At 77.2% G+C, this 21,281-nt stretch carries 24 protein-coding genes; 10 read left to right on the top strand and 14 right to left on the bottom strand.

What is annotated here, in order from left to right:
- Window positions 1-36: 36 nt before the first annotated feature.
- A complete protein-coding gene (locus ADEH_RS02780) occupies window positions 37-1,014 on the top strand; it encodes a LysR family transcriptional regulator (RefSeq protein ID WP_011419601.1) in 978 nt (325 codons plus the stop codon).
- Here ADEH_RS02780 and ADEH_RS02775 read toward each other — a convergent pair.
- Both ADEH_RS02775 and ADEH_RS02770 read right to left on the bottom strand, forming a co-directional pair.
- The gene (locus tag ADEH_RS02775; RefSeq protein WP_011419600.1) at window positions 956-1,753 is read right to left on the bottom strand and encodes a hypothetical protein; all 798 of its coding nucleotides are present in this window, start codon (window positions 1,751-1,753) and stop codon (window positions 956-958) included. The genes ADEH_RS02780 and ADEH_RS02775 overlap by 59 nt on opposite strands.
- Window positions 1,754-1,762: 9 nt before the next feature.
- Window positions 1,763-2,416 carry an alpha/beta hydrolase gene (locus ADEH_RS02770; RefSeq protein WP_041453289.1) on the bottom strand — a complete coding sequence of 218 codons (654 nt, stop codon included), beginning with the start codon at window positions 2,414-2,416 and terminating at the stop codon, window positions 1,763-1,765.
- 117 nt (window positions 2,417-2,533) lie between these two features.
- Here ADEH_RS02770 and ADEH_RS02765 point away from each other — a divergent pair, with 117 nt between their 5' ends.
- The 3 genes from ADEH_RS02765 to ADEH_RS02755 are packed head-to-tail and all read left to right on the top strand — an operon-like array spanning window position 2,534 to window position 4,574.
- Complete coding sequence (locus ADEH_RS02765; protein ID WP_011419598.1) at window positions 2,534-3,115, top strand: biotin transporter BioY; 582 nt, start codon at window positions 2,534-2,536, stop codon at window positions 3,113-3,115.
- Window positions 3,112-3,840, top strand: a complete 729-nt coding sequence (locus tag ADEH_RS02760) for an energy-coupling factor ABC transporter ATP-binding protein (protein WP_011419597.1) — start codon at window positions 3,112-3,114, stop codon at window positions 3,838-3,840. The genes ADEH_RS02765 and ADEH_RS02760 overlap by 4 nt, the downstream gene beginning before the upstream one ends.
- Window positions 3,831-4,574, top strand: coding sequence for a hypothetical protein (locus ADEH_RS02755; RefSeq protein WP_011419596.1), 744 nt, complete (start codon window positions 3,831-3,833; stop codon window positions 4,572-4,574). The genes ADEH_RS02760 and ADEH_RS02755 overlap by 10 nt, the downstream gene beginning before the upstream one ends.
- A gap of 49 nt (window positions 4,575-4,623) precedes the next feature.
- Here ADEH_RS02755 and ADEH_RS02750 read toward each other — a convergent pair whose 3' ends face one another.
- Together ADEH_RS02750 and ADEH_RS02745 are read right to left on the bottom strand one after the other, a co-directional pair.
- Complete coding sequence (locus ADEH_RS02750; protein WP_011419595.1) at window positions 4,624-5,367, bottom strand: sensor histidine kinase; 744 nt, start codon at window positions 5,365-5,367, stop codon at window positions 4,624-4,626.
- A gap of 156 nt (window positions 5,368-5,523) precedes the next feature.
- Window positions 5,524-6,150 carry an OmpW/AlkL family protein gene (locus ADEH_RS02745; RefSeq protein ID WP_011419594.1) on the bottom strand — a complete coding sequence of 209 codons (627 nt, stop codon included), beginning with the start codon at window positions 6,148-6,150 and terminating at the stop codon, window positions 5,524-5,526.
- 223 nt (window positions 6,151-6,373) lie between these two features.
- Here ADEH_RS02745 and ADEH_RS02740 point away from each other — a divergent pair, with 223 nt between their 5' ends.
- Window positions 6,374-7,459: a hotdog domain-containing protein gene (locus ADEH_RS02740; RefSeq protein ID WP_041453288.1), complete on the top strand. Its 1,086-nt coding sequence runs from the start codon at window positions 6,374-6,376 to the stop codon at window positions 7,457-7,459.
- On the opposite strand, the gene ADEH_RS02735 is transcribed toward ADEH_RS02740, so the two are convergent.
- Both ADEH_RS02735 and ADEH_RS02730 read right to left on the bottom strand, forming a co-directional pair.
- Window positions 7,456-8,658: a pyridoxal phosphate-dependent aminotransferase gene (locus ADEH_RS02735; RefSeq protein WP_011419592.1), complete on the bottom strand. Its 1,203-nt coding sequence runs from the start codon at window positions 8,656-8,658 to the stop codon at window positions 7,456-7,458. The two genes, ADEH_RS02740 and ADEH_RS02735, sit on opposite strands and share 4 nt — an antisense overlap.
- A gap of 81 nt (window positions 8,659-8,739) precedes the next feature.
- Window positions 8,740-9,684: a DUF5996 family protein gene (locus ADEH_RS02730; RefSeq protein ID WP_011419591.1), complete on the bottom strand. Its 945-nt coding sequence runs from the start codon at window positions 9,682-9,684 to the stop codon at window positions 8,740-8,742.
- Window positions 9,685-9,861: 177 nt separating this feature from the next.
- On the opposite strand from ADEH_RS02730, the gene ADEH_RS02725 reads away from it, so the two are divergent.
- The 3 genes from ADEH_RS02725 (at window position 9,862) to ADEH_RS02715 (ending at window position 12,898) form a co-directional block, all read left to right on the top strand.
- Window positions 9,862-11,679, top strand: coding sequence for a patatin-like phospholipase family protein (locus tag ADEH_RS02725; protein WP_011419590.1), 1,818 nt, complete (start codon window positions 9,862-9,864; stop codon window positions 11,677-11,679).
- A gap of 71 nt (window positions 11,680-11,750) precedes the next feature.
- Entirely contained in the window at window positions 11,751-12,350 is a 600-nt protein-coding gene (locus ADEH_RS02720; RefSeq protein ID WP_011419589.1) for a phosphatase PAP2 family protein, read from the top strand.
- A gap of 83 nt (window positions 12,351-12,433) precedes the next feature.
- Window positions 12,434-12,898 carry a VOC family protein gene (locus tag ADEH_RS02715; RefSeq protein ID WP_011419588.1) on the top strand — a complete coding sequence of 155 codons (465 nt, stop codon included), beginning with the start codon at window positions 12,434-12,436 and terminating at the stop codon, window positions 12,896-12,898.
- Between the two features lie 4 nt (window positions 12,899-12,902).
- On the opposite strand, the gene ADEH_RS02710 is transcribed toward ADEH_RS02715, so the two are convergent.
- The 6 genes from ADEH_RS02710 to ADEH_RS02685 form a co-directional block, all read right to left on the bottom strand.
- On the bottom strand, window positions 12,903-13,607 hold the full coding sequence (locus tag ADEH_RS02710; protein WP_011419587.1) for an aspartate/glutamate racemase family protein: 705 nt from the start codon (window positions 13,605-13,607) through the stop codon (window positions 12,903-12,905).
- 47 nt (window positions 13,608-13,654) lie between these two features.
- Complete coding sequence (locus tag ADEH_RS02705) at window positions 13,655-14,260, bottom strand: LysE family transporter (protein WP_011419586.1); 606 nt, start codon at window positions 14,258-14,260, stop codon at window positions 13,655-13,657.
- Between the two features lie 78 nt (window positions 14,261-14,338).
- Window positions 14,339-15,253 carry a LysR substrate-binding domain-containing protein gene (locus tag ADEH_RS02700; RefSeq protein ID WP_011419585.1) on the bottom strand — a complete coding sequence of 305 codons (915 nt, stop codon included), beginning with the start codon at window positions 15,251-15,253 and terminating at the stop codon, window positions 14,339-14,341.
- 27 nt (window positions 15,254-15,280) lie between these two features.
- On the bottom strand, window positions 15,281-15,643 hold the full coding sequence (locus ADEH_RS02695; RefSeq protein ID WP_011419584.1) for a hypothetical protein: 363 nt from the start codon (window positions 15,641-15,643) through the stop codon (window positions 15,281-15,283).
- Window positions 15,643-16,074: a YbaN family protein gene (locus ADEH_RS02690; RefSeq protein ID WP_150106313.1), complete on the bottom strand. Its 432-nt coding sequence runs from the start codon at window positions 16,072-16,074 to the stop codon at window positions 15,643-15,645. Before ADEH_RS02690 ends, ADEH_RS02695 begins: the two co-directional genes overlap by 1 nt.
- 126 nt (window positions 16,075-16,200) lie before the next feature.
- Window positions 16,201-16,956 (bottom strand): hypothetical protein, encoded by a 756-nt coding sequence (locus ADEH_RS02685; protein ID WP_011419582.1) that lies wholly within the window; start codon window positions 16,954-16,956, stop codon window positions 16,201-16,203.
- A 193-nt stretch (window positions 16,957-17,149) separates the two neighbouring features.
- On the opposite strand from ADEH_RS02685, the gene ADEH_RS02680 reads away from it, so the two are divergent.
- Together ADEH_RS02680 and ADEH_RS02675 are read left to right on the top strand one after the other, a co-directional pair.
- Window positions 17,150-18,034 (top strand): alpha/beta fold hydrolase, encoded by an 885-nt coding sequence (locus ADEH_RS02680; RefSeq protein ID WP_041453287.1) that lies wholly within the window; start codon window positions 17,150-17,152, stop codon window positions 18,032-18,034.
- A complete protein-coding gene (locus tag ADEH_RS02675) occupies window positions 18,031-18,804 on the top strand; it encodes a phosphatase PAP2 family protein (protein WP_011419580.1) in 774 nt (257 codons plus the stop codon). Before ADEH_RS02680 ends, ADEH_RS02675 begins: the two co-directional genes overlap by 4 nt.
- A gap of 1 nt (window position 18,805) precedes the next feature.
- On the opposite strand, the gene ADEH_RS02670 is transcribed toward ADEH_RS02675, so the two are convergent.
- Window positions 18,806-20,419 carry an alpha-amylase family glycosyl hydrolase gene (locus ADEH_RS02670; RefSeq protein WP_011419579.1) on the bottom strand — a complete coding sequence of 538 codons (1,614 nt, stop codon included), beginning with the start codon at window positions 20,417-20,419 and terminating at the stop codon, window positions 18,806-18,808.
- Window positions 20,420-20,547: 128 nt separating this feature from the next.
- Window positions 20,548-21,135 (bottom strand): TetR/AcrR family transcriptional regulator, encoded by a 588-nt coding sequence (locus tag ADEH_RS02665; RefSeq protein WP_232287415.1) that lies wholly within the window; start codon window positions 21,133-21,135, stop codon window positions 20,548-20,550.
- Between the last annotated feature and the right edge of the window lie 146 nt (window positions 21,136-21,281).

Genomic DNA, 21,281 nt, shown 5'->3' with positions numbered 1-21,281 from the left:
TATAGTTCGCATCGACATCCTCGATGGAGGCTCGACATGGACCGGGAGCAGCTCGCGGCGTTCGACCAGGTGGCGCGGGAGGCGAGCTTCACCCGCGCGGCCATCGCGCTCGGCCTCGGGCAGCCCGCGGTCAGCGCGCGCATCCGCGCGCTGGAGGACCAGGTCGGCGGCGCGCTGTTCACGCGCGGCCGGCGCGTCGCGCTCACCGCGCTGGGCGAGAGCCTGCTGCCGTACGCGCGGCGCGCGCTCGAGGTCCTGGCCGAGGGGCTGGAGGCGGCGCGGCTCGCGCAGGTCGGCCAGCGCGGCCGCGTCCGGCTCGGCACGCTCGGCTCGGTGGCGGGCGGCCTGGTGGGCCCGGCGCTCGGCGCGTTCGTGCGCGCCCACCCGGAGGTCGAGTGCCTGGTGCGGGCCGGCGATCACGAGCGGATCGTGGCGCTGCTGCTCGACGGGCTCGTCGATCTCGGGATCGTGACCTGGCCCTGCACCGAGGCGGCGGCCGCCGAGCTGCAGGACGTGCTCCGGTTCCACGAGCCGGTGCTGCTGGTGGCGCGCCCCGGCCACCCGGTCACGGCACGCCCGGACCTCTGCGCGGACGAGCTGGTCCGGCTCGGCAGGCCCATGTTCCGGCTCCGCTGGTGGCAGGCGCCCCACCCGCTCCTCACCCGCCTCGCCGAGCAGGCCGGCACGCCGGTGGAGATCCCCATGGAGACGGCGCGCGCGCTCGCGCTGGAGGGCGCGGGGGTCGGGTTCTTCGTGCGGACCTACGTCGAGGAGGACCTCGCGCGCGGCGCGCTGGTGGAGGTCGCGGTGCGCGACCTCCCGCGCATCCACCGGGACACGGCGCTGGTGCGGCGCCGGCGCGGCGGCCCGCTCTCGCCGGCCGCGGCCGCCCTGGTGGAGCAGCTGCGCCGGCAGGCGGCGGCGCTCGGGGTGCTGGAGGGCGCGCCCGGCCGGCTCAGCGCGGCGCGCCGGAGGCAGCGCGCTCCTCCGGCCCGCCGCCGGGGCCGAAGGTGAGCTGGTACGCGAGGTAGGCCTGGGCGGCGCGCGAGCCGAGCGCGCGGCCGGCCGAGACGAGCACGTGGTGCAGCGCGCCGAGGTCGAGCACCGCGCCGACGTCGAACCGCGTGTCGCCGCGCCCGCCGATCTCGCGCGCGCTCGAGTGGAACACCTCCGCGCCGAGCGCCACGCCGTCGGCGACGCGGCGCTGCGCCTGCCACCCGACGAGCCACCAGTTCCGGTTCCCCGCCCCGGGGCTCAGCCAGTACCCGCCGCCGCCGTAGGTGGTCCACGCGCCCAGGCTCTTCTGCACCCACACCGGCAGGAACACCTGCGCGCGCCCGGCGCCGAGCCCGCGACGGTCGTCGCCGGTGGGCAGCTCGACGAGCGGGAACACGCCCACCTGCGGCCGCCGCGTGCCCTCGTCCAGGAACCGCCACTTGGCGCCCAGCTCGGTGTCGCCGGGCCCTGCGCGGCCCGGCCCGCCCGGCGGCCGGGCCCAGGCGAGCGGCGCGACCAGGTGGAGCTGCACGCCGGGGATCGCGCCGTAGTTCACCTCGAGGTGCGGGCAGGTGCCGCCCCAGCCGTCCGCGTGCGACCACTGGTCGGCGGTGGCGAGGTAGACCTCCCAGTGCCGGAACGGCACCGGCTCCGGGTCGTCGGTGGTGTACGGCGGGCCGGCGAGGCCGCGCGCCGGCGCGAGCGCTGCGGCGCAGGCGAGCGCCGCGGTGATGCAGGCGCGGAAGCGGGGGCGCACGGCGCGAGCCTACCCCAGCCGCGCAGAGAGCCAGCGCGCCGCCTCGGAGAGGGTCTCCGCGGTGACCTCGTGCGCGCCCTCGAGCTCGAGGTGGGTGAGGCGCGGGCCGAGCACGGGGGCGAGCAGGTCGCGGATGGCGCGGCCCTGCGCCGGCGGCAGCACCGGGTCGGCGAGGCCGTGCAGCACCAGCACCTCCAGGCCGGCGAGCCCGCCGGCCGGCGCGGGCTGGCCGGGGAGCGGGCGGCCGGAGTGGAGCACCGCGCCGCGCACCAGCTCGGGGCGCGCCAGCGCGGCGGCGAGCGCCATGGCCGCCCCCTGGCTGAAGCCGAGCAGGAACGTGCGCGCCGGGTCGGTGCCGAGCGCGGCCGGCGCGCCCGCCAGGAACGCCAGCAGCGCCTCGAGGCTGGCGGCCGCCTGCGCCACGTCGTGGCGCGGCGGCGCGGTGCGCCAGTCGATGGCGTACCAGGCGAAGCCCATGGGCTCGGCCTCGTTCGGCGCGCGCAGCGAGACCGTGAGGAACCGCGGGTCGAGGTGGGCGGCGAGCGGCAGGAGATCGCGCTCGTCCGCGCCGATGCCGTGCAGCAGCACGAGCAGCGGCGGGCGCGCGGACGGCACGCGCGGCGGGCGCACCACGTGGACGAGCGGCAGCGCGGGGGAGGTCATGGCCGGGGACACATCTAACCCGCCGCCGCGCGGCGCGCCTCGCCCGTGCGCGCCCTTGCGCCTGCGCGCCGGAGGTGGTTCCTTGGCGCGCCGCACCCGCGGCCACGCAGCCCCGCCATGCCCGCCCCGAACGCCGATCCCGCCCCGCCCCGCCCCGCGCCGTCTCCCCCGCTCGCCCGCGTGCACCGGCTGGTCTGGACCGCGCTCCTCGCCGCGTGCATCGCGGTGGGCGCCTGGATCCAGGTGCCGGTCGGCGCCGTCCCCATCACCCTCCAGCCGCTGTTCGCGTTCCTGGCCGGCTACCTGCTCGGCCCCGCGCGCGGCGCGGCGGCGGTGGCGCTCTACGTGGCCGCGGGCGTGCTCGGCCTCCCGGTGTTCGCGGGCGGCGCCGCCGGGCTGGGCGTGGTGCTCGGGCCGACCGGCGGCTACCTGCTCGGCTTCGTCGTCGCGGCGGCGCTCACCGGCCTCGTCCCCCGGCGCGGGCCCATCGGGTGGGGCGCCGGGCTCGCCGCCGGCGCGGCGGCGCTCGCGGCCGCGTACGTCATCGGCGCGGCCTGGCTCGCGGCGGTGCTCCACCTCGGCGCGCGCCAGGCGATCGTGGCCGGCGTGGTCCCGTTCCTGCCGTTCGACGTGGTGAAGGTGGTCGTGGCGCTCTGGGTGGCCCGCCGCCTGCGCGCGCAGGGGCTCGCGCCGGCATGATCCGCGCGGACGGGCTCGGCTACGCGTTCGGCGCGGGCGGACCGGCGCTCGAGGCGATCGGCTTCGCGCTGCCGCGCGGCGCGCTCTGCGCGGTGGTCGGCGCGAACGGCTCCGGCAAGTCCACGCTGCTCGCGCTCCTCGCCGGGCTGTTCACCCCGAGCGCCGGGACGCTCGCGGTGGGCGGCGACGCCTCGCCCGGCGCGGAGGAGGCCATCCGCCGGCGCGCGGCGCTGGTGCTCCAGGATCCGGATCAGCAGATCATCGGCGCGACCGTGGACGAGGACCTGCTGCTCGGGCTGCGGCCCGGCGACGCGGCGGCGCGCGACGCGGCCCGGGCGCTCGCGGCGCGGCTCGGCCTGCTCGACCTCTCGGCGCCGGTCCACGCGCTCTCGCTCGGCACGCGCCGGAAGCTCTGCATCGCCACCGCGCTCCGCGACGCGCCCGAGGTGCTGCTGCTCGACGAGCCGTTCGCCGGGCTCGACTACCCGGCCATCCGCGAGGTGCGCGCGGTGCTCGCCGCGAACCGGGCCGCGGGCGTCACGCAGGTCGTGGCCGCGCACGACCTCGAGGCGCTGGCGGACCTCGCCGATCGCTGGCTGGTGCTGGAGCGCGGCCGGCTGGTGGCGGACGGCGCCGCCGAGGCGGTGTTCCCGCTGCTGCGGGGGCACGGGGTCCGGCCGCCGGGCGCGTGGCTCTCGGCGCACGGGCTCGACCCATGGGCGTGACCGGCGCGCCGTCCTGGCCCGCCGCGCGGCGGGCGCGCGGTCCGCTCGGCGAGGTGGACGGCCGGGTGGTGCTGCTCCTCGCGCTCCTGTTCGGCGTGCTGGTGTGGCGCGCCGGCGCCGCGGCCAACGCCGTCTACGCGGCCGGCTTCGCGGCGGCGCTGGCGGCCTCCGGGGCGACCGCGCGCGAGGCGCGCCGGCTGGCGCGGTGGGCGGGCGGGTTCGCGCTGCTGTGGGGCGGCGTGAAGCTCGCGCTCGACCTCGCCGGCGGCGTCCCGCCCGCGGCCGCGCTCGCCACCGCCGGGCTCCTGTGCCTGCGGCTCGCGGCGCTGCTCCTGCTCGGCGCGGCGGTGAGCGCGCTCGTCAGCCCGCGCGCGCTGGGGCTCGCGCTCGCCACCCTGACGCGGCCGGTGCTGCGCGATCGCGCCTGGAGCGCCTCGCTCGCGCTCCTGCTCATGGTGCACTTCGTCCCGCGCGCGCTCGCCGCGTTCGAGGCGGCGCGCGCGGCGCTGCGGGCGCGCCGGGTCCGGCTGTCGAGGACCCGCGCGCTGGCGCTGGTGGTGGAGGCCGGGACGCGCAACCTCGCGCGCATGACCTGGGACCAGACGCTGGCGGTGGCCGCGCGCCGGCTGGACCGCCCCGAGGCGTGGACCGGCGTGCCCCCGCCCCGCGCCCGCGACTGGTGCGCCGGCGCGGCGGTGGCGGCGCTCGCGGTCGCGGCGGCCGCGCTGCTCTAGCTCGCCCTTCGACGGGCTCGGGGCGAGCGCCTCCAGAGGGCGTCTCGCCCTAGGCCGCCCGCTCGCGCCGGGGCAGCGTGGCCCGGACCACGGTCCCCTTGCCCGGCTCGCTCTCGTACTGGAGCGAGCCGCCGTGCATCGCGATCACCGAGCGCACGTGCGCGACGCCCAGCCCATTCCCGCCGGAGCGGGTGCTGAAGAACGGCGTGCCGAGCCGCTGCAGGGCGTCCGGCGCGATGCCGGTGCCGGTGTCGCGCACGACCAGCTCGGCGCCCTCCGCCGACGACAGCACCTCCACCTCGACCTCCCCGCCCGGCGGGGTGGCCTCGATCCCGTTCGCGACCAGGTTGACGAGCGCCTCCTCGAGGCGTCGCGGATCGGCCTCGACGGTGGCGTCCCCGTGCGTCACCAGCCGCACCCGCGCCTCGCTGGCGCGCGCCGAGAGCCCCTGCAGCACCCCGGAGACGAGCGGGCCGACCTCGACCCGCGCCGGGGCGAGCTCGGCCATCCCCCGCGCCGACGCGAGGTAGTCGCGCAGGATCCGCTCCATCCGCTCGACCGCCCGCGCCACGTGCTCGAGCCGCTCGTGCGACGCGGCCTCCCGCGGGTTGCCCAGCCCGAGCTGCACGAGCGCCTTCACCGCGGTGAGCGGGTTCTTCAGCTCGTGCGCGAGCGTCGCGCCGTCGAGGCCGGCGCCGCGGGACGCGGAGGCGTCCGCCGCGGCACGCTCCGGGGCGCCGCCGACCGCGCCGCCCGGCGCCGCCTGCCCGCCCGGTTCCCTCGCGTCTCTCATGGCTGCGACCTCCTCCCTGCCGCCCGCGCGCACGTCCCCCGCGCGCGTCGGGAGACGGGGAGATAGCAGGGCGCCGGCCGCGCTTGAACGCGCAGGGAGGCGCAGGGCCCGCGCAAGAACGCGCGCGTCACGCCCGCGGCCGGCGCGCCTCCGGGGCTAGAACCGGTACCCGATGCCGCCGCCGATCAGCCACGGATCGACGCGGACCTCGCTCACCTTCGTGCCGCCGGCCTTCACGTCGGAGCGGATCGTGACGTACTTCACGTCCGCGTTGGCGTACCAGGGCCCGGCCAGCTGCACGTCCACCCCCGCCTGGGCCGCGAACCCGAAGCTGTAGTCCTCCAGCTCGAGCTTGCCCACGCCGGGCACGGCGAGGTCGGTGGCCGTGACGAGCGTGAAGTTCACGCCGGCGCCGAGGTAGGGCTTCACCCGGCCGAGCGGCAGGTGGCCCTGAACCGTGAGCGTCGGGGGCAGGTGGCTGAACGTGCCGATCCTCGCGCCCGACAGCTCCACGTCGTGCTGCTGCGGATACGTGAGGATGAGCTCGGCCGCGAGGTACCGGTTGAAGAACCAGGAGAGATCGACCTCCGGGATGACCTTGTCACTCACGGTGATCGCGTTCTCCGGGACCCCGAGCGCGGGGATCGCGTCGGACCGGTCGGCCGGGCGCAGGTAGAGCGCGCGCAGCCGGACCATGAGGCCCGACTCCGGGGTCGGCGCCTGCGCCTCCGCCACCGGCGCCATCGCGAGCGCGAGCGCCATCACGAGCAGCATCCGCTTCATCGGGCTCTCCTTCGACGCCGGGCGCGCCCGGCCGTCGCACGTTGTGTGCGCGGCCTGTCTGCAACCGGGGCGCCGCCGCGGAGGTGCGCGGCGCGACGGGCGTTCCGGGCGGTCGCGCGACGCCGGTGGGGCGGGCTTGCCGCCCGTGCGGTGGGATCGTCTTGCGCGTTCGCGGCGCGCGTGCGGCAGCGCGCCGCGGGCGCGGGCGCTAGATCCTGCCGAGATGACGCCCGCCCAGACCGACCGCACGCTGACCTTGCCGCTCTCCCGCGATCTCGCGCTGCGCCGGCGCTTCATGGTGGTGGACGAGCCGCTGCAGGGGAACCTGCGCTTCGGCCTGCTGCTCGAGGCGCTCGACAAGCTCGCCGAGGAGGCCGCGCTCGACTACGCGCGCAGCACCCACCCCGAGGCGCGGGTGGTCACCGCCGCGGTGGACAACATCCTGGTGCGCCACCCGCCCGACGTGGAGCGCGACCTCGAGCTCTTCGCGCGCGTGAACCACGTGGGCCGGACGTCGATGGAGGTGGGGATCCGGGTCACCCAGCCCGGCGATCCGCCGCTCCACGTGGCCTCCTGCTACTTCACCATGGTGGCGCGGCTCGGCGAGGGCGACGACGCGCGCAGCTTGCCGCTCCCGCCGCTCGAGTACCCCGACGAGCGGGCCCGGCACCGCGAGCGCCGCGCCGGGGAGCGCCGCGAGGAGTACCGCCGGCACCTCGCCGCCTCGGACGAGCCGCCCGACCGCGGGGAGTTCGAGCTGCTGCGCCGGCTGCACCGCGCGCAGGACGTGCCGGGGTTCGGCGGCCTGCTCGCGGCGGAGCTCGGGACCGACGCGTGGGAGCGCATGTTCCCGGAGCAGGAGAACGTGCCGCGCAAGATCTTCGGCGGCTACGTGATGCGACGCGCCTACGAGCTGTCCTCGATCTGCGCCGAGCTCGCCGCGCCGGAGCGCCCGGTGCTGGCGGCGGTGAACCGGGTGAACTTCTTCCACCCGGTGCGCCTCGGCGACACGCTGCACTTCGCGAGCCGCGTGGTGCACACCGACGGCAGCTTCGTGTCGGTGGAGGCGAGCATCGAGCGGCGCAGCCGGGACCGGAGCGTGCGCGCGCTCTCCAACTCGTGCCTGTTCACGTTCGTGAACGTGGACCGCGAGATGCGCCCGCGTGACGCGCTCGCGGTCTACCCGACCACGTTCGGCGAGGACGCGCGGCTGCTCGCGGCGCGCCGGCAGCACGCGGCGCTGCTCCGGCACGCGCACCGCGGCTGGATCTCCGAGGGCTGGACGTCGGGGCCCCCCGCCGGCGGCTAGCCTCCCCGCGCCCTCCGCGCGGCGCGCGCGAAGCCGGGGGCGGCGCGCCGGATCACCTGCTCGTCCACGCAGAAGGTGAGCCGGACGTACCCCGGCATCCCGAAGCCGCGCCCGGGCACGGCCAGGATGTTCTCCTCCAGCAGGAGCTTCACGAAGGCCTGATCGTCGCCGCCGGGCGCCTCCGGGAAGAAGTAGAACGCGCCCTCCGGCAGGTGGAACGCGATGCCGGCGCCGGTGAGCGCCTCGGCCATGGCCCGCCGCCGGCGATCGTAGATCGCGACGTCCACGCTCTCGTCCACCAGCGCCTCGACCAGCCGCTGCCCCACCACCGGCGCGTTCACGAAGCCGAGCGTGCGGTTGGTGAGCGTGAGCGCGTCCACCAGCACCTGCGCGTCGGGCATGCCGGGGTTCACCAGCAGGTAACCCACCCGCTCGCCGGCGAGCGACAGGCTCTTCGAGAACGAGCCCACCACCAGCGAGAACGGGGTGAGCGGCAGGATGGGCGCCACCTCCGCGCCGCCGTACGCGAGCCTGCGGTACGGCTCGTCGGAGACGAGGAACACCGGCCGCTCGCGGCCCCGCTCGACGTTGACGCGCGAGAGCAGCGCCCCCATCGCCCTCATGGTGGCGGCGTCGTAGATGCGGCCGGTGGGGTTGTTGGGCGAGTTGACGAGCACCACCCGCGTGCGCGGGCCGATGGCGGCCTCCAGCGCGGCGAGGTCGGGGGTGAAGTCCGGCACCTTCGACGGCACCGCCCGGAGCACGCCGCCGAAGTGGCCGGCGTACGCGCCGTACTCCACGAAGTACGGCGCGAAGCACAGCACCTCGTCGCCGGGCTCGAGCACCGCGCGGAAGAACGTGACGAGCCCGCCCGCTGCGCCGCAGGTGAGCACCAGGTGCCGCGCCTCGACCGGCGCCTGCTGCTCGGCGGCGAGCCGGCGCGCCAGCGCGGCGCGGACCGAGGGCAGCCCGGCGTTCGGGCAGTAGCCGAGCCCCATGGGCGCGGTGACCTGCTCGGCGAGGCCGCGCAGCGCGGCGGCGGCGGCGGCGGGCGGCGGGACGTCCGGGTTCCCCAGGCTGAAGTCGAACACGTTGTCCGCGCCGATGCGCTGCTTCAGCTCCAGGCCGGCGTCGAACATGCGCCGGATCCAGGAGGCGCCCTCCATCTCGCTGCGGATCTGCCGGGTGACCACGTCCATGTGCCGCCTCCTTGCCGGGCCGTCCGTTCTACACCATCGCCGCCCGGCGGGGCAGGCGGGCCGGGCGCGGCGCGCGGCCGGTCACCGGGCGGCGGCGGGGCGGCCGGGGCCGCGCTCCAGCGCGGCGCGATCCCAGCCGCCCAGCGTCGCGCCGGCGCGGTAGGTGGCCTCGCAGAACGCGCGGATCACCGCGGCCGGATCCGGCGCGGCGCGAACGACCGCGTAAGGGAGCAGGAACTCGCCGAGGCGCGGGTCGTACGACGCCGCCGCGACCCCCGGGTCCGCCTCGCGGAAGCCCGGCGGCTCCGGCGCCGCGTAGGCGTACAGCACCGGCTCCTCCACGCGGACGCCGGCCGCGCTCGCGCCGCCCGGCCAGAAGCCCCACGAGATCACCTCGTGCGAGTACGCCTCGCGGTTCACGGCGTCCGCGCCCGGCCGCTCCGGCGCGCGACGGCCGGAGAAGCGCGTCGCGGCGAGGTCGAAGCTTCCCCAGAAGAAGTGCACCGGGCTCTGCTTGCCGACGAACCCGTCGCAGAGCGTCTCCAGCGCCGCCGCGCAGCCCCGGAGCACCTGCCAGAACCGGTGCGCCGCCCCGGCGTCGTACGGTCGCGGCGCGTCGTCCCGGTCGAACGGGACGGGCTGCGGCACCTCGACCGGCACCGGCCAGAGGCGGATGCGCACGCCCAGCTGGTCGAGCAGGGCGAGGTACTCGTCGTGGAGCGCGTGTACGGACCGTGCGACGAGCGGCATCGACGCGGTGCGCTGGCCGGTGCGCATCACGAGCGCGTGGTCCACGAGGTCGAGCTCGAGGTCGAGCCAGCCGTCGGCGGTGGGGATGGCCACGGGGCTGGCCAGGCCGTGGGCGGAGACCCGCAGCGCGGTGTGCCACCAGTGGTTCAGCGGCGGTGCGCAGGCCAGCAGGGTCTTGCCGATGAGCTGCGTGCACATGTGCAGCGCGTGGCGCGTGCCCTCCCACTGGGCGAGCGGCAGCTCGGGCCAGGCGCCCGGCGCGGGATCTCGGGTCATCGGAGGACCTCCGGCCTCGACATGTGCGTCCGCCGCCCGGGATGCCGCGCTCGGGCGGGGGCGCCGCGGACGGCGGAACCGGCACGCCTGGCCCGGTGCGCCCCTCGCGGTCGCCCGCTCGACAAGCCCCTCACGGATGGCAAAGTGGCGTGGCCGGACCAGCCGCGAGGGCGCCGCATGCAGACCGGAACGACCGAGGCCGAGGGGCTCCTGGAGTGCGACCTGGTGATGAAGGGCGGCATCACCAGCGGCGTGGTGTACCCGCTCGCGCTGGTGGAGCTGGCGCGCCGGTACCGCTTCCGCTCGGTGGGCGGCTCGTCCGCGGGCGCCATCGCGGCCGCGGCGGCGGTGGCGGCCGAGTACGGGCGCCAGTCCGGCGCGACCGTGGAGGGCTCCGGCTTCGCGGGGCTCGCACGGCTCCCGGCCAGCCTGGGCGAGCGGCTCCCGGGCGGCGGGTCGCGGCTGTCGTCGCTCTTCCAGCCCACCCGCCGCACCCGCCCCGTGCTGGAGGCGCTGCTCGGGGCGGCGCGCGGCCGGAGCGCGGCCGGCAAGGCGGCGCGCGCGCTCGCGCCGCTCGTCGTCGCGGCTCCCGGCTGCTGGGTGGCGCTCGCCGGGCTCCTGCTCGCGGGCGCGGTGGGCGCGGTCGCGGGGCGGCAGGGCGGGGTCGCCGAGGCGGCGGCGCTCTGGCTGTCCGCCGCCGCGGTGCTGGCGCTCGCCGCGCTCGGCGCGGTGGTGGCGTCGGCGGTCTCGGCGCTCGGCGCCATCCGCGACAACGGCCTCGGCGTGTGCAGCGGGTTCGCGCCGCCCGGACGAGGCGGCCCGCCGCCGCTCACCACCTGGCTGCACGGCCTCGTCCAGTCGCTGGCGGGCACGCGCGAGGTGCTCACGCTCGGCCACCTCGAGCGCCACGGCCTGCGCCTCGAGGTCACCACCACCAGCGTCACGCACCAGCGCCCGTTCCGCCTGCCGCTCCACCCCGACGACCCGGTGTTCTTCTTCCGCGAGGCGGAGTTCCGGGCGCTGTTCCCGGGCGAGGTGGTGGACCGGCTGGTCGAGGCCGGGCGCGCCGAGGAGGCGGAGCGCCGCGCGCGCACCGACGGCCGGCGCGTGCGGCTCCCCGCCCACGATCCGTCGCTGGTGCTGTTCCCCCGCGGGCCCGGGCTGCCGGTCGTGGTGCTCGCGCGGATGAGCCTCAGCTTCCCGCTGCTCCTCGGGGCGGTGCCGCTGTACGGCGTGGACTGGACGCGCCGGCGGAACCAGCGGCGGCGCGCCGAGCCGGAGCTCGAGCGGGCCTGGTTCTCCGACGGCGGGATCTGCTCGAACATCCCCATCCACTTCTTCGACGCCGCGCTGCCCACCCGGCCCACGTTCGCGATCGATCTCCGCGAGCAGCACCCCGATCACCCGCTCGGCGCCTGGCTGCCGGCGAACAACGCGTCGGGCATCGCGCAGCGCTGGCGCCGGCTCGGCGAGGGGCGCGCCGCGCCGCTCCGGTTCCTCGCCGCGGTGGTGGCCACCATGCAGACCTGGGTGGACGAGATGCAGCTCGCCGCGCCGGGCTACCGCGACCGCATCGTGCACGTCTCGCACGCCGCCGACGAGGGCGGCCTCAACCTCGAGATGCCGCCGGACGTGATCGCGCGGCTCGCCGCGCGCGGCGCCGACGCCGGCGTCCGGCTGCGCGACCGGTTCCGCTGGGACGACCACCGCTGGATCCGCTTCCGCTCGCTGCTCGACGTCATGCAGCGGTACGTCGCGCCGGCCTGGGCGGCGCACGCGCCCGGCACGCCAGGGCGGGCCGCGCTGCTCGCGCTGCTCGAGGCGCACCGGGGCGGGCGCGGCAGCTACCCGGTCACCGGCCCGCAGGCGGAGTGCGCGCGGGCGGCGCTGGAGGGCGTGGACCGGCTGGCGGAGGCGGCCGCGGCCACCGGCGGCGACCTGCGCGAGCGGGCCCCCCGGCCCGCGCCGGAGCTGCGGGCGCGCCCGCGGGTGTAGCGGCGCGCGGGTCCCCGGCGCGGCGCGAAACGAGGTAAGAGAGGGCCGCAGCCACACGCCCCGGGGGCCCCGTGCTCGCAGCGATCACCCACGACCTCCACACCGCCGGCGAGGCCTGGCTGTTCCGCGCGCTGAACGCGGACGGCGGCCCGATCCTCGACGGGCTGATGGTGCTCGTGTCGTCGAAGCCCTTCGGCGCGGCCTGGGCGATCCTGCTCGCGATCCTCGTCGCGCGCGCGGCGCGCGGCCCGCTCGCCGCCCGGCTCCGCCTGGTGGCCGCGCTCGGCGCCGCCATCGCGATGAGCGACGGCCTCGGCTCGCAGCTGCTGCGGCCGCTGCTCGCGCGCCGCCGCCCCTGCTACGCGCTGCCGCCCGGCACGTTCCGCTGGCTGGCGCCCGCCGCCGACGTGGGCTCGCTCCCGAGCCTCCACGCGGCGAACTTCTTCGCCATGGCCACCGTGGCGGCCGCCGCCGGCCCGCGCCTCGGGCTCGCCGCGCTCGGCGTGGCGGTGCTCGTGGCGCTCAGCCGCGTGTACGTGGGCGTGCACTGGCCCACCGACGTGCTCGCGGGCGCGGTCTGGGGCGTGCTGTGCGGGATGCTGGCGCGGCTGCTCGCCACCCGGCTCTGGGCCGCGTGGCAGCGGCGTCGGCCGGCGCCGCCGGCGCCCTGAACGGACGTTCACCCACGCGGGGCCTCGATCCCGGGGCCGCGCCGTGACACTCCTCGTGAGAACCCGAAGCCGAGGAGCACCCGATGCCCGCAGTGAAGCACATCCCCGACGGCTACCAGGCCCTCACGCCGTACCTCGTCATGAAGGACGCCGCCCGCGCCATCGACTTCTACCGGCAGGTCTTCGGCGCGGTGGAGCTCATGCGCATGCCCGGGCCGGAGGGCCGCGTCGGCCATGCCGAGCTGAAGATCGGCGACGCGCGCCTCATGCTGGCGGACGAGCACCCGGAGATGGGGGCGCTCGGCCCGAAGTCCATCGGCGGCACCGCGGTCGGGCTGGTCGTGTACGTGCCCGACGTGGACGCCACGGTCGCCCGCGCCGTCGCCGCGGGCGCCACCGTGAAGGGCGCCGTGGAGGACAAGTTCTACGGCGACCGGATGGGCTCGATCGTCGATCCCTTCGGCCACCTCTGGCACGTCGGCACGCACAAGGAGGACGTCTCGCCGGAGGAGATGCAGCGGCGCATGGCGGCGCTGCCGTCCATGTGAGCGGTCACTGCGCCCGCGCTCCGGATGACCCGAGCATCCGGAGCGCCAGGCGCAGGTGGCTGTCGATGGGATCGAGGAGCCGGACCTCGGTTCCCATCAGGTCCATGAGGTCGGTGCAGGCGACCACCAGCGCGTCGAGCGGCGCGCGCCCCGCCATGCGGCCCACGATCGCGGCGAGCTCGCCCTTCATCTCGGGCGTCTTCTCGCCGCGCGCGAGCGGCCCGAAGATCAGCGCGTCCAGGTAGTCCGTCCCGGCCTCGTCCGGGACCACCACCCGCACGCCGGCCGCCTCGAGCGCCTCGCGGAAGAACGGCTCCGAGACGGTGAAGCGCGTGCCGACGAGCCCGACCACCCGGTGGCCGGCGGCGCGCACGTCGTCGCAGGTCGCGCCCACCAGGTCGGCGATGGGCAGGGGAGAGCGGGGCCGGAGCGCCGCCAGGAACCGGTGCGGCGTCACCGCCGCGAAGAGCGCCAGGGTGGCGCCGGCGCGCTCGAGCCGCCGGAGCGAGCCCAGCAACAGCTCCAGCGCCTCCGGGTCCGCTCCCGCGCGGAGCAGCCCCGAGAACCGGTCGATCCAGACGTGGTCCACGACGATGCCGGGCCGGCCCAGGTCGAGGGGCAGCCCGGCGAGCAGGGCGGTGAGCTTCCGGTAGTAGTGGACGGTCCCCTCGGGACCGAGCCCGCCCACGATTCCGACGATCGGCTGCATGCGATGGAACCTCGTGCTGGGGTGTAAGAGGCGGAGGCTGCTCTCGCTCAGGCGCCCGCGAGCAGCAGGGCGGCCGAGGCGGCGAGCAGCGCGCCCATGGCGCGGTCGATCCGGCGCCGCCAGCGCGGCACGCGCATGGCGCGCTCCAGCGCCGACCCGAGCATCGCCCAGGTGAGGAGCCCGGCGAGCGACAGCGCGGTGAACAGCGGCACGAGCCGGAGGAACGCCGCGCCCGCGCCGCCGCCGCCGCAGGCCGACGCCGCGGTGAGCACCATGGCCCAGGCCTTCGGGTTCGTGAACTGGAACAGGAACACCGCCGCCGGCCGCTGCGGCAGCGCGCCGCCGGCCGCGCCGCCCTCGGCCGGCCCGCGCCGGAAGCTCTCCACCACGAGCGCCACGCCGCCCCACGCCAGGTAGACCGCGCCGCCCGCCTGCAGCACGCGCCCCAGCGCCGGGGCCGCCGCGAGCAGCGCGCCTCCGCCCGCGGCCGCGAGCCCGAGCAGGGCGACGAGCCCGAGCAGTACCGCCGCGATGGCCGGGGCGGCGCCCCGGAGCCCGGCCGCGGCGGCCCGGTGCATCACCACGAAGTTGCTCGGCCCGGGGGTGAACACCCCGACGGCCACCAGCCCTGCGGTCGCGATCCACGTCTCCATGCCGGCGCCCTCCATGCCGGGGATCTGCGGCGCGGGCCGGTCGGACGGGCGCGAGGTTCGGTCTCGGGACGAGACCGTTCAGGCCGGGAGCGGCCCGCAGGCGCGGGCCTCCTGCTCCAGCCAGGCCACCACCCCCGCGGTGGCGGCGCGGCCGCGCGCGTGCGGCGGGAGCACCAGCCAGTAGGCGGGGCCGAGCGCCACCGACCGCTCGAAGGGCCGGACCAGCAGGCCGGCCGCCACGTCGTCCGCGGCGAGCCGGTGCCGCGCCAGCGCCACCCCCTGCCCCTGCGCCGCGGCGCGGAGCACGAGGTCGGTCGAGGCGAGGCGCGGGCCGCGCCGGACGTCCAGCGAGGCGGGCCCATGGGCGCGCCGCCACAGCTCCCAGGTCGCGCCCGGATCGCGGTCGTGCAGGAGCCGCAGCCGCGCCAGCGCCGGCGGCCGGCGCGGCGAGCCCGCCGCGCGCCAGGCGGCCGGGCTCATCACCGGGTACAGCACCTCGTCGAGCAGCGGCTGGCAGTCCAGGTCGCGCCAGGGGCCGCGCCCCAGCCGGATCGCGAGGTCCACCTCCCCGGCGCCCGCGGTCCCGAGGTCCACCGGCCGCGGGTCCACCAGCACCGAGACCTCCAGGTCCGGGTGGCGCGCCTCCAGCGCCGGGAGCCGCGGCAGGAGCCAGCGGCTCGCGAAGGAGGCGGTGGTCGAGATCACCACCGAGCGCTCCGAGCGCGCCTCCCGCACCGCGGCAGCGGCCCGCTCCAGCTCGCGGAGCGCGGCGAGCGCCGCCTGGCCGAGCGCCTCGCCCTGCGGCGTGAACGAGAGCCCGGCCCGCCCGCCGGGGCCGCGGGTCAGCGGGGTGCCGGCCCAGGCCTCCAGCTCGGCCAGGTGCCGGCTCAGCGACGAGTGGGCCACGCCGAGCTCGCGCGCGGCGGGGCGCACGCCGCGGTGCGCGAACACGAGCGCGAAGGCGCGGAGCGCGTTCAGGGGGAGGTCCTTCACGGTCGGGAGGATAGACCGAAGCCCCGCTCAGCGCGCGCCCGCGGCGGGTGCGGGCGCGCACAGGCCGCCGCAGTCCGCGCCGCGCGGCGGGGCGCAGTCGTCGCGCGGGTCGTCCACGCAGGCCCGGCCGTCCGGGCACCGGATCGCCGCGAAGCCGCCGCAGGACACCGGCACGACGCAGGCACCCGGGCAGCCCGCGTCGGACGGCCAGGTGCAGGCGTCGCCGGGCACGTCCACGCAGGCCTGGCCCTCGGGGCAGCCGGCGCCGCATCCCCCGGTGACGGCCGGCGGGCGCGCGCCGTCCCCGCGGTGCCCGCGATCGCCGCCGCAGGCGGCCAGCAGGGCCGCGGCGCCGAGGAGCGCGAGCGGCGCGCGCCGCCGGCGCGCCATCACGGCTCCCGCACCGGCTGCCGGGGGCGGCTCGGGATGCGCAGGACGAACGCGGCGCCGCAGGCGACGAGGGCCGCGGCGGCGAGGAGCGCGTAGCGCGGCGGCCGCACCACGAACGCCAGCCAGGCGAGGCTCACCGCCATGCTCCCGAGCGCGATCGCCTTCACCCAGACCGGGATGGCGCGATCCCGCTGCCACTTCTGCAGCGGCGGCCCGAAGAGCCGGTGCGTGTACAGCCAGCGGTGGAAGCGCTCGGAGCTGGCCGAGAACGCCCAGAGCGCCACCAGCATGAACGGCGTGGTGGGCACGATGGGGAGCAGCAGCCCGATCGCGCCCAGGGCGAACGCCGTCCAGCCGAGCGCGAGGAGCAGCAGCCGGCGGGCCGGGGCGGCGCGGGTCGCGGCGGTCGTCGGCTCGGGGTCGGGCGGCACGGGAGAGGTGTAGGGCGGATCGCGCACCGGCCGCAAGCCGGCCCGCGCGGCGGCTCGCGGACGGCCGCCCGGCGGGGTCGCCCGCGTCGGAGGCCGCCGGCGACCCCGTCCACCTCGCGACCTCGCTCACTCGCAGTTCTGCGGCTGCGGGCACCGCGCCGGCCGCTCGTACTTGCACGTGCAGGGGCAGGCCTCCTTGCACGCCTTCAGCAGGGCCACGTTGCCCTTGTCGGCGCCGCGGCCCACCGGGAACGCGGCGTCGCAGGACTGCGTGCAGGCGCTCTCGCACGGGCCGATCCCGCAGCTCGGGTCCCCGCCCTCCTCCACGCAGCCGGTGGCGACCTGATCCGCCTCCTGCACCGCGGGGAGCATCGCGACGGCCTGGTCCGCGGCGCACACCGTCTGGCCGAGGTCGTTCACGTACGTCTGGCAGGTGCCCGACTTCGCGAACGCCTCGATGGTGAAGGTGACCGGGATGGCCTCCGGGCACCCGAGCACCACCTGCACGCCGTCACACCCGGTGTAGTGGTGCCAGCGGTTCTGGAAGGGCGACAGGTCGGTGACGGTGTCCCAGACGTACCGCACCGTCCGGTCCTGAGGGTTCAGCACCTCCGTGAAGTTGCCGGCGGTGACGCTGCTCAGCGTCGCCACCACGCCCTGGTCGGCGGAGCAGGTGGTGGCGCCCGCCGCGAGGCGGGTGACGAGCGACGTCTTGGTCCGGTCGAGCACGTTGCGCGTGCTGAACCAGCCCTTCGGCATCGGCTGCGTCTGGACGGCGGTGGTGCCGGTGGCGTCGATCTGGGCGCCCGCGAGGAGCAGCGGGCTGGTGTCGGCGGCGGCGAGCGCGGGCAACAGCGCCGCGAGGCACGTGAGCGTTCTCATCTGGTCTTCCCCCTTGAGCGCGGCCCGTGCGCCTGGAGGCGAGGCCGGCATGCGCGGAAGTGTCACCGCCCCCGTGCGCGTGCGGCAGTCCCGCATCACCGCGTCGCCAGCGCCACCGACGGGGCATACCCGCGTCGGGGAGGTTCGCCACGAGTCGCGGGCGGCGTGCGCGCGCGGACGCTACGCTGGGTCGGTGGACACGCTCGCGCTCCAGGCCAACGGCCTCCGCTTCGCCGCGCTCGCCGACGGCCCCGGCGACGGCCCGCTCGCGCTGCTCCTGCACGGCTTCCCGGAGCTGGCCCGCTCCTGGAGGCACCAGCTCCCCGCGCTCGCCGCCGCCGGCTGGCGCGCGGTGGCGCCCGACCTCCGCGGCTACGGCGCGACCGAGAAGCGCGGGCCGTTCGACCTCGCCACGCTGGCGGCGGACGCGGCCGGGCTGGTGCGGGCGCTCGGGCGCGAGCGCGCGGTGGTGATCGGGCACGACTGGGGCGGCGCGATGGCGTGGGCGGTCGCGGCCCGCCATCCGGAGGTGGTCTCGCGGCTCGTGATCCTGAACGCGCCGCACCCGGGCGCGTTCGCGCGCGAGCTGCGCCGCAACCGCCGCCAGCTCCTCCGCTCGTCGTACATGCTCCTGTTCCAGGTGCCGTTCCTCCCGGAGTGGCTGCTCACGCGCGACCGGGCCGCGGGCGTGGCCCGCGCGATCCGCGGCGGCTCGTACGTGCGCAGCGCCTGGCCTGCCGAGGAGCTGGAGCCCTACCGCCGCGCGTTCCTGCAGCCCGGCGCCGCGCGCGCCGCGCTCGGCTGGTACCGGGCGGCGTTCCGCGGCCGCCGCTCGCCGGGGCCGCGCCCGCGGCCGGTCTCCGCGCCCACGCTGATCCTGTGGGGCGTCGAGGATCGCTTCCTCGGCGTGGAGACGATCGCGCGGGCGAAGCTCGCGCCGTACCTCGCGCCCGGCAACGCGCCGGAGATCGTGCCGATCGAGGGCGCGGGCCACTTCGTGCAGAACGAGGCGCCGGAGCAGGTGAACGCGGCGCTGCTCCAGTGGCTCGGCCCAGCGGCCGGGAGGTCCGGAACGTGAACGCCCACCCGCTGCTCCTCTCGCTCGCGCTCGCGGTCACCCCCGCCCCGGCGCGCGCCGCGCCGGCGGACCTCCAGGTGAGCCCTGCGGCCGACGGCGCGATCACCGCGGGCGCGCTCGCGGCCGCGCTGGGCCTGCGCCGGTTCGAGCGCGACCTGCTCCCCGCCAGCTGCCGCTGGTGCAGCCCGGGCCGCCTCGACGCCTGGGCGCACGAGACGCTGGCCTGGAAGCACCCCTCGCGCGCGGCGACCGCCTCCGACCTGCTCGGCGTGGGCGTGCCCCTCGGCGCGGCGGCGGCGCTGGCGGTCCCCGACCTCGCGGGGGGCGCGCCCCGGCGGGCGGCAGAGGATGTGCTGCTCGTCGCCGAGGCGATCGGGATCGCGACGCTCGGCACCGAGCTGGTGAAGGTGGGCACCGACCGGATCCGGCCGGACGCCTGGGACGGGAGCGGGCCCGCGCACGCGCTCGACTCGCGCGTCTCCTTCTGGTCGGGCCACACCGCGACGGCGTTCGCCGCGGCGTCCGCGGCGGGCACGATCGCCACGCTGCGCGAGGCGCCGGGCGCGCCGTGGATCGTCGGCGGCGGCGCGGCGGCGGCGAGCGTCGTGGGCTACCTGCGGCTGGCCGCGGATCGCCACTGGGCGACCGACGTGCTCGCCGGCGCCGGGTGGGGCACGGCGGTGGGGATCCTGGTGCCCCTGCTCCACTGGCACCCGATCGCGCACGTGCGCCTGGTGCCGGCGCCGGGCGGGATCGCCGGGGTGTTCTAGGTCAGCCGTCCCAGGTGTAGACGCGGACCGTGAGCGCGGGCAGGTCGAACGAGGCCGCGCCCGCCGCGTCGGCGGTGGCCGCGGGCGCCGTGGTGGGCAGGCGCGGCGCGAGCGCGGCGCCGGGCGCGAGGCCCGTCACCTGCAGCGTGAGGGGGACGACGTCGTAGTTGAGGAGCACGAGCGCGTGCGAGGTCCCGAGCGAGCGGCGGAAGGAGAGCGTCGCCTCGGAGGCGCGCGCGCCCTCGTAGCCGCCGCGCTGGAGCGCCGGCACCGCGCGGCGGAGCGCGATCACCTCGCGGTAGAACTCGAGCAGCGATCCCGCGCGGCCCCGCTCCGCCTCCACGTTGTGCGTGGCCACGTTGGAGGGGAGCGCCCGGAACGGCTTGCCGGTGGTGAAGCCGGCGGTGCGCGCGTCGCCGGTCCAGCTCATGGGCGTGCGCAGCCGCCAGTCGCCGGAGAGCGAGCCGGCGCCGCCCAGCCCGAGCTCCTCGCCGTAGTAGATGAACGGGATGCCGGGCTGCAGCAGGTACGTCGCGGCCGCGAGCCGGTAGCGCGCCTCGTCGCCGCCGAGCTGGTCCCAGGGGCGCTGGCCGGCGAAGGCGTCGTGGTTCGAGAGCATGGTGGCGGCGGCGTGGCGGGCCGGGTCCTCGAAGTACGCGGCCACCCGCGCGACCGCCGCCGGGTCTCCGCGCGCCGCGCCCATCACGTCGTACTGGTGCCCGAACGCGAACGCGCTGCCGCAGGCGGCGGTGAAGCCGGCCGGGTCGTCCGGCCCCTCGCACACCATGAAGCGCCGCTCGTACCCGTCGAGCAGCGCCCGCACCTCCGCCATCCGGACGTAGTTCTGCGGCTGGTCGTTCCAGGCGCCGGGCCCGTTCTCGAACAGCATCCCCACCGCGTCGAAGCGGAAGCCGTCCACCCCGCGGTTCAGCCAGAAGCGCTGGCTGTCGGCGTGGTACGCGGCCACCGCCGGGTTCGCGAGATCGAAGTCCGGCATGTTCGTCGCGAACGGCGCGTAGTACCAGCCGGTGCCGGACTGCCGCCACGGGTTGCCCCCGTACACCGACCAGCCGGACGGCTGCGACGACTTCCACAGGTACCAGCCGCGGTACGGGTTCGACTTGCCGTCGGCGGAGTTGACGAACAGCGGGTTGGTGGCCGCGCTGTGGTTCATGACGTAGTCGAGGATCACGCCGATGCCGCGGGCGTGGGCCGCCGCGACGAGCGCGTCGAGGTCCTCGAGCGTGCCGTAGCCGGGCTCGACGCCGCGGTAGTCGGCGACGGCGTAGCCGTGGTCGTGGTCCTGGCTGGCGGTGACCGGCATGAGCCAGATCCCGCGCACGCCCAGCTCCGCCAGGTAGTCGAGCCGGCTCGCCAGGCCGCGCAGGTCCCCCACCCCGTCGCCGTCCGAGTCCTGGTAGCCGCGGACGTAGATCTCGGCGAAGGGCCCTCGCTCCCAGCCGTCGGGGAGCGCGCTGCCGGGGTCCGCGGCGGGCACCGGGGAGACGTCCACCGCCGGCGGCGGGGTCGAGCCGCCGCCGCAGGCGAGCGCGGTCAGGGCGGCCGCGGCGAGGAGGGCGAGCGAGGTGCGGCGGGGCGTTCGCGCGGGCGTCATGGGCGCCTCCGGCGACCGGGCCGGGCGCGGGAGCGCGTCCGTCCGGCGGCTGCCCTGCTCTGTACGTGTGGACGCCGCGGGGCGTCAACGTCCCGGAGGTCGCGCGGCGCGCGGGCCCGGGTTCCGGCTCAGGGCCGGAACGCGCGCAGGAACGTCTGCACCGCGCGGCGGACGGTGGCGCGGACGTCCTCCGGCGACGCCTCCTGCAGCACGCCCAGGTGCAGCCGCATCATCACGTCGCCGTGGCACAGGTTCACGAACTGCACCGCCGCGTAGTACGGGTCGTCCACGCGGAGCAGGCCCCGCGCCGCCCAGCGCGAGAGCGCGGCGGCGATGAGCTCGTGCGTGACCCGCGGGCCGCGCTCGTACAGCATCTTCCCGATCTCGGGCAGGCGGAACCCGTCGAGCGCGCTCCGGTACAGCGCCACCGCCTCGCGGGAGAGGAACTTCGCGAGCATGCGCTCCCCCGCCGCCTGCAGCGCGGTCTCGAGATCGTCGCTCGTCTCGGCGAAGAGCGCCTCGAGGTCGGCCTGCATCTGGTTCGAGCCCTGCTCGAAGCAGGCGACGAACAGCGCGCTCTTGTCGTGGAAATGGTTGTAGAGGGTGGCCTTGGAGACGCCGGTACGGGAGGCGATCACGTCCACGCTCGCCCGCTCGTACCCGAGCTCCTGGAACGCCTTGCGCGCCCCATCCAGGATCTGCTGGCGCTTGCCCACGCACCAATCGGGGGGTCTCTGTGCCTGGTTTTCAGCCATGCGAAATGAACTAAACGGTTCAGTCTTGACTGTCAACCCTCATCCGTCTAGGTTTCGGCCGCTCGTTGAACTGAACGGTTTAGTGTTGACCGCGTCGGAGCGTACGG

This window comes from Anaeromyxobacter dehalogenans 2CP-C (assembly GCF_000013385.1).
GTDB classification, from domain to species: domain Bacteria; phylum Myxococcota; class Myxococcia; order Myxococcales; family Anaeromyxobacteraceae; genus Anaeromyxobacter; species Anaeromyxobacter dehalogenans_B.
This window is presented reverse-complemented; position numbering and strand designations above follow the sequence as displayed.

What these genes read in the sequence shown, in the direction of transcription:
- ADEH_RS02780 (WP_011419601.1), top strand. Translation starts at nt 37, where the DNA reads ATGGACCGGGAGCAGCTCGCGGCGTTCGACCAGGTGGCGCGGGAGGCG.
- ADEH_RS02770 (WP_041453289.1), bottom strand. Translation starts at nt 2,416, where the DNA reads ATGACCTCCCCCGCGCTGCCGCTCGTCCACGTGGTGCGCCCGCCGCGC.
- ADEH_RS02765 (WP_011419598.1), top strand. Translation starts at nt 2,534, where the DNA reads ATGCCCGCCCCGAACGCCGATCCCGCCCCGCCCCGCCCCGCGCCGTCT.
- ADEH_RS02760 (WP_011419597.1), top strand. Translation starts at nt 3,112, where the DNA reads ATGATCCGCGCGGACGGGCTCGGCTACGCGTTCGGCGCGGGCGGACCG.
- ADEH_RS02755 (WP_011419596.1), top strand. Translation starts at nt 3,831, where the DNA reads ATGGGCGTGACCGGCGCGCCGTCCTGGCCCGCCGCGCGGCGGGCGCGC.
- ADEH_RS02750 (WP_011419595.1), bottom strand. Translation starts at nt 5,367, where the DNA reads ATGAGAGACGCGAGGGAACCGGGCGGGCAGGCGGCGCCGGGCGGCGCG.
- ADEH_RS02745 (WP_011419594.1), bottom strand. Translation starts at nt 6,150, where the DNA reads ATGAAGCGGATGCTGCTCGTGATGGCGCTCGCGCTCGCGATGGCGCCG.
- ADEH_RS02740 (WP_041453288.1), top strand. Translation starts at nt 6,374, where the DNA reads ATGACGCCCGCCCAGACCGACCGCACGCTGACCTTGCCGCTCTCCCGC.
- ADEH_RS02735 (WP_011419592.1), bottom strand. Translation starts at nt 8,658, where the DNA reads ATGGACGTGGTCACCCGGCAGATCCGCAGCGAGATGGAGGGCGCCTCC.
- ADEH_RS02730 (WP_011419591.1), bottom strand. Translation starts at nt 9,684, where the DNA reads ATGACCCGAGATCCCGCGCCGGGCGCCTGGCCCGAGCTGCCGCTCGCC.
- ADEH_RS02725 (WP_011419590.1), top strand. Translation starts at nt 9,862, where the DNA reads ATGCAGACCGGAACGACCGAGGCCGAGGGGCTCCTGGAGTGCGACCTG.
- ADEH_RS02715 (WP_011419588.1), top strand. Translation starts at nt 12,434, where the DNA reads ATGCCCGCAGTGAAGCACATCCCCGACGGCTACCAGGCCCTCACGCCG.
- ADEH_RS02710 (WP_011419587.1), bottom strand. Translation starts at nt 13,607, where the DNA reads ATGCAGCCGATCGTCGGAATCGTGGGCGGGCTCGGTCCCGAGGGGACC.
- ADEH_RS02705 (WP_011419586.1), bottom strand. Translation starts at nt 14,260, where the DNA reads ATGGAGACGTGGATCGCGACCGCAGGGCTGGTGGCCGTCGGGGTGTTC.
- ADEH_RS02695 (WP_011419584.1), bottom strand. Translation starts at nt 15,643, where the DNA reads ATGGCGCGCCGGCGGCGCGCGCCGCTCGCGCTCCTCGGCGCCGCGGCC.
- ADEH_RS02685 (WP_011419582.1), bottom strand. Translation starts at nt 16,956, where the DNA reads ATGAGAACGCTCACGTGCCTCGCGGCGCTGTTGCCCGCGCTCGCCGCC.
- ADEH_RS02670 (WP_011419579.1), bottom strand. Translation starts at nt 20,419, where the DNA reads ATGACGCCCGCGCGAACGCCCCGCCGCACCTCGCTCGCCCTCCTCGCC.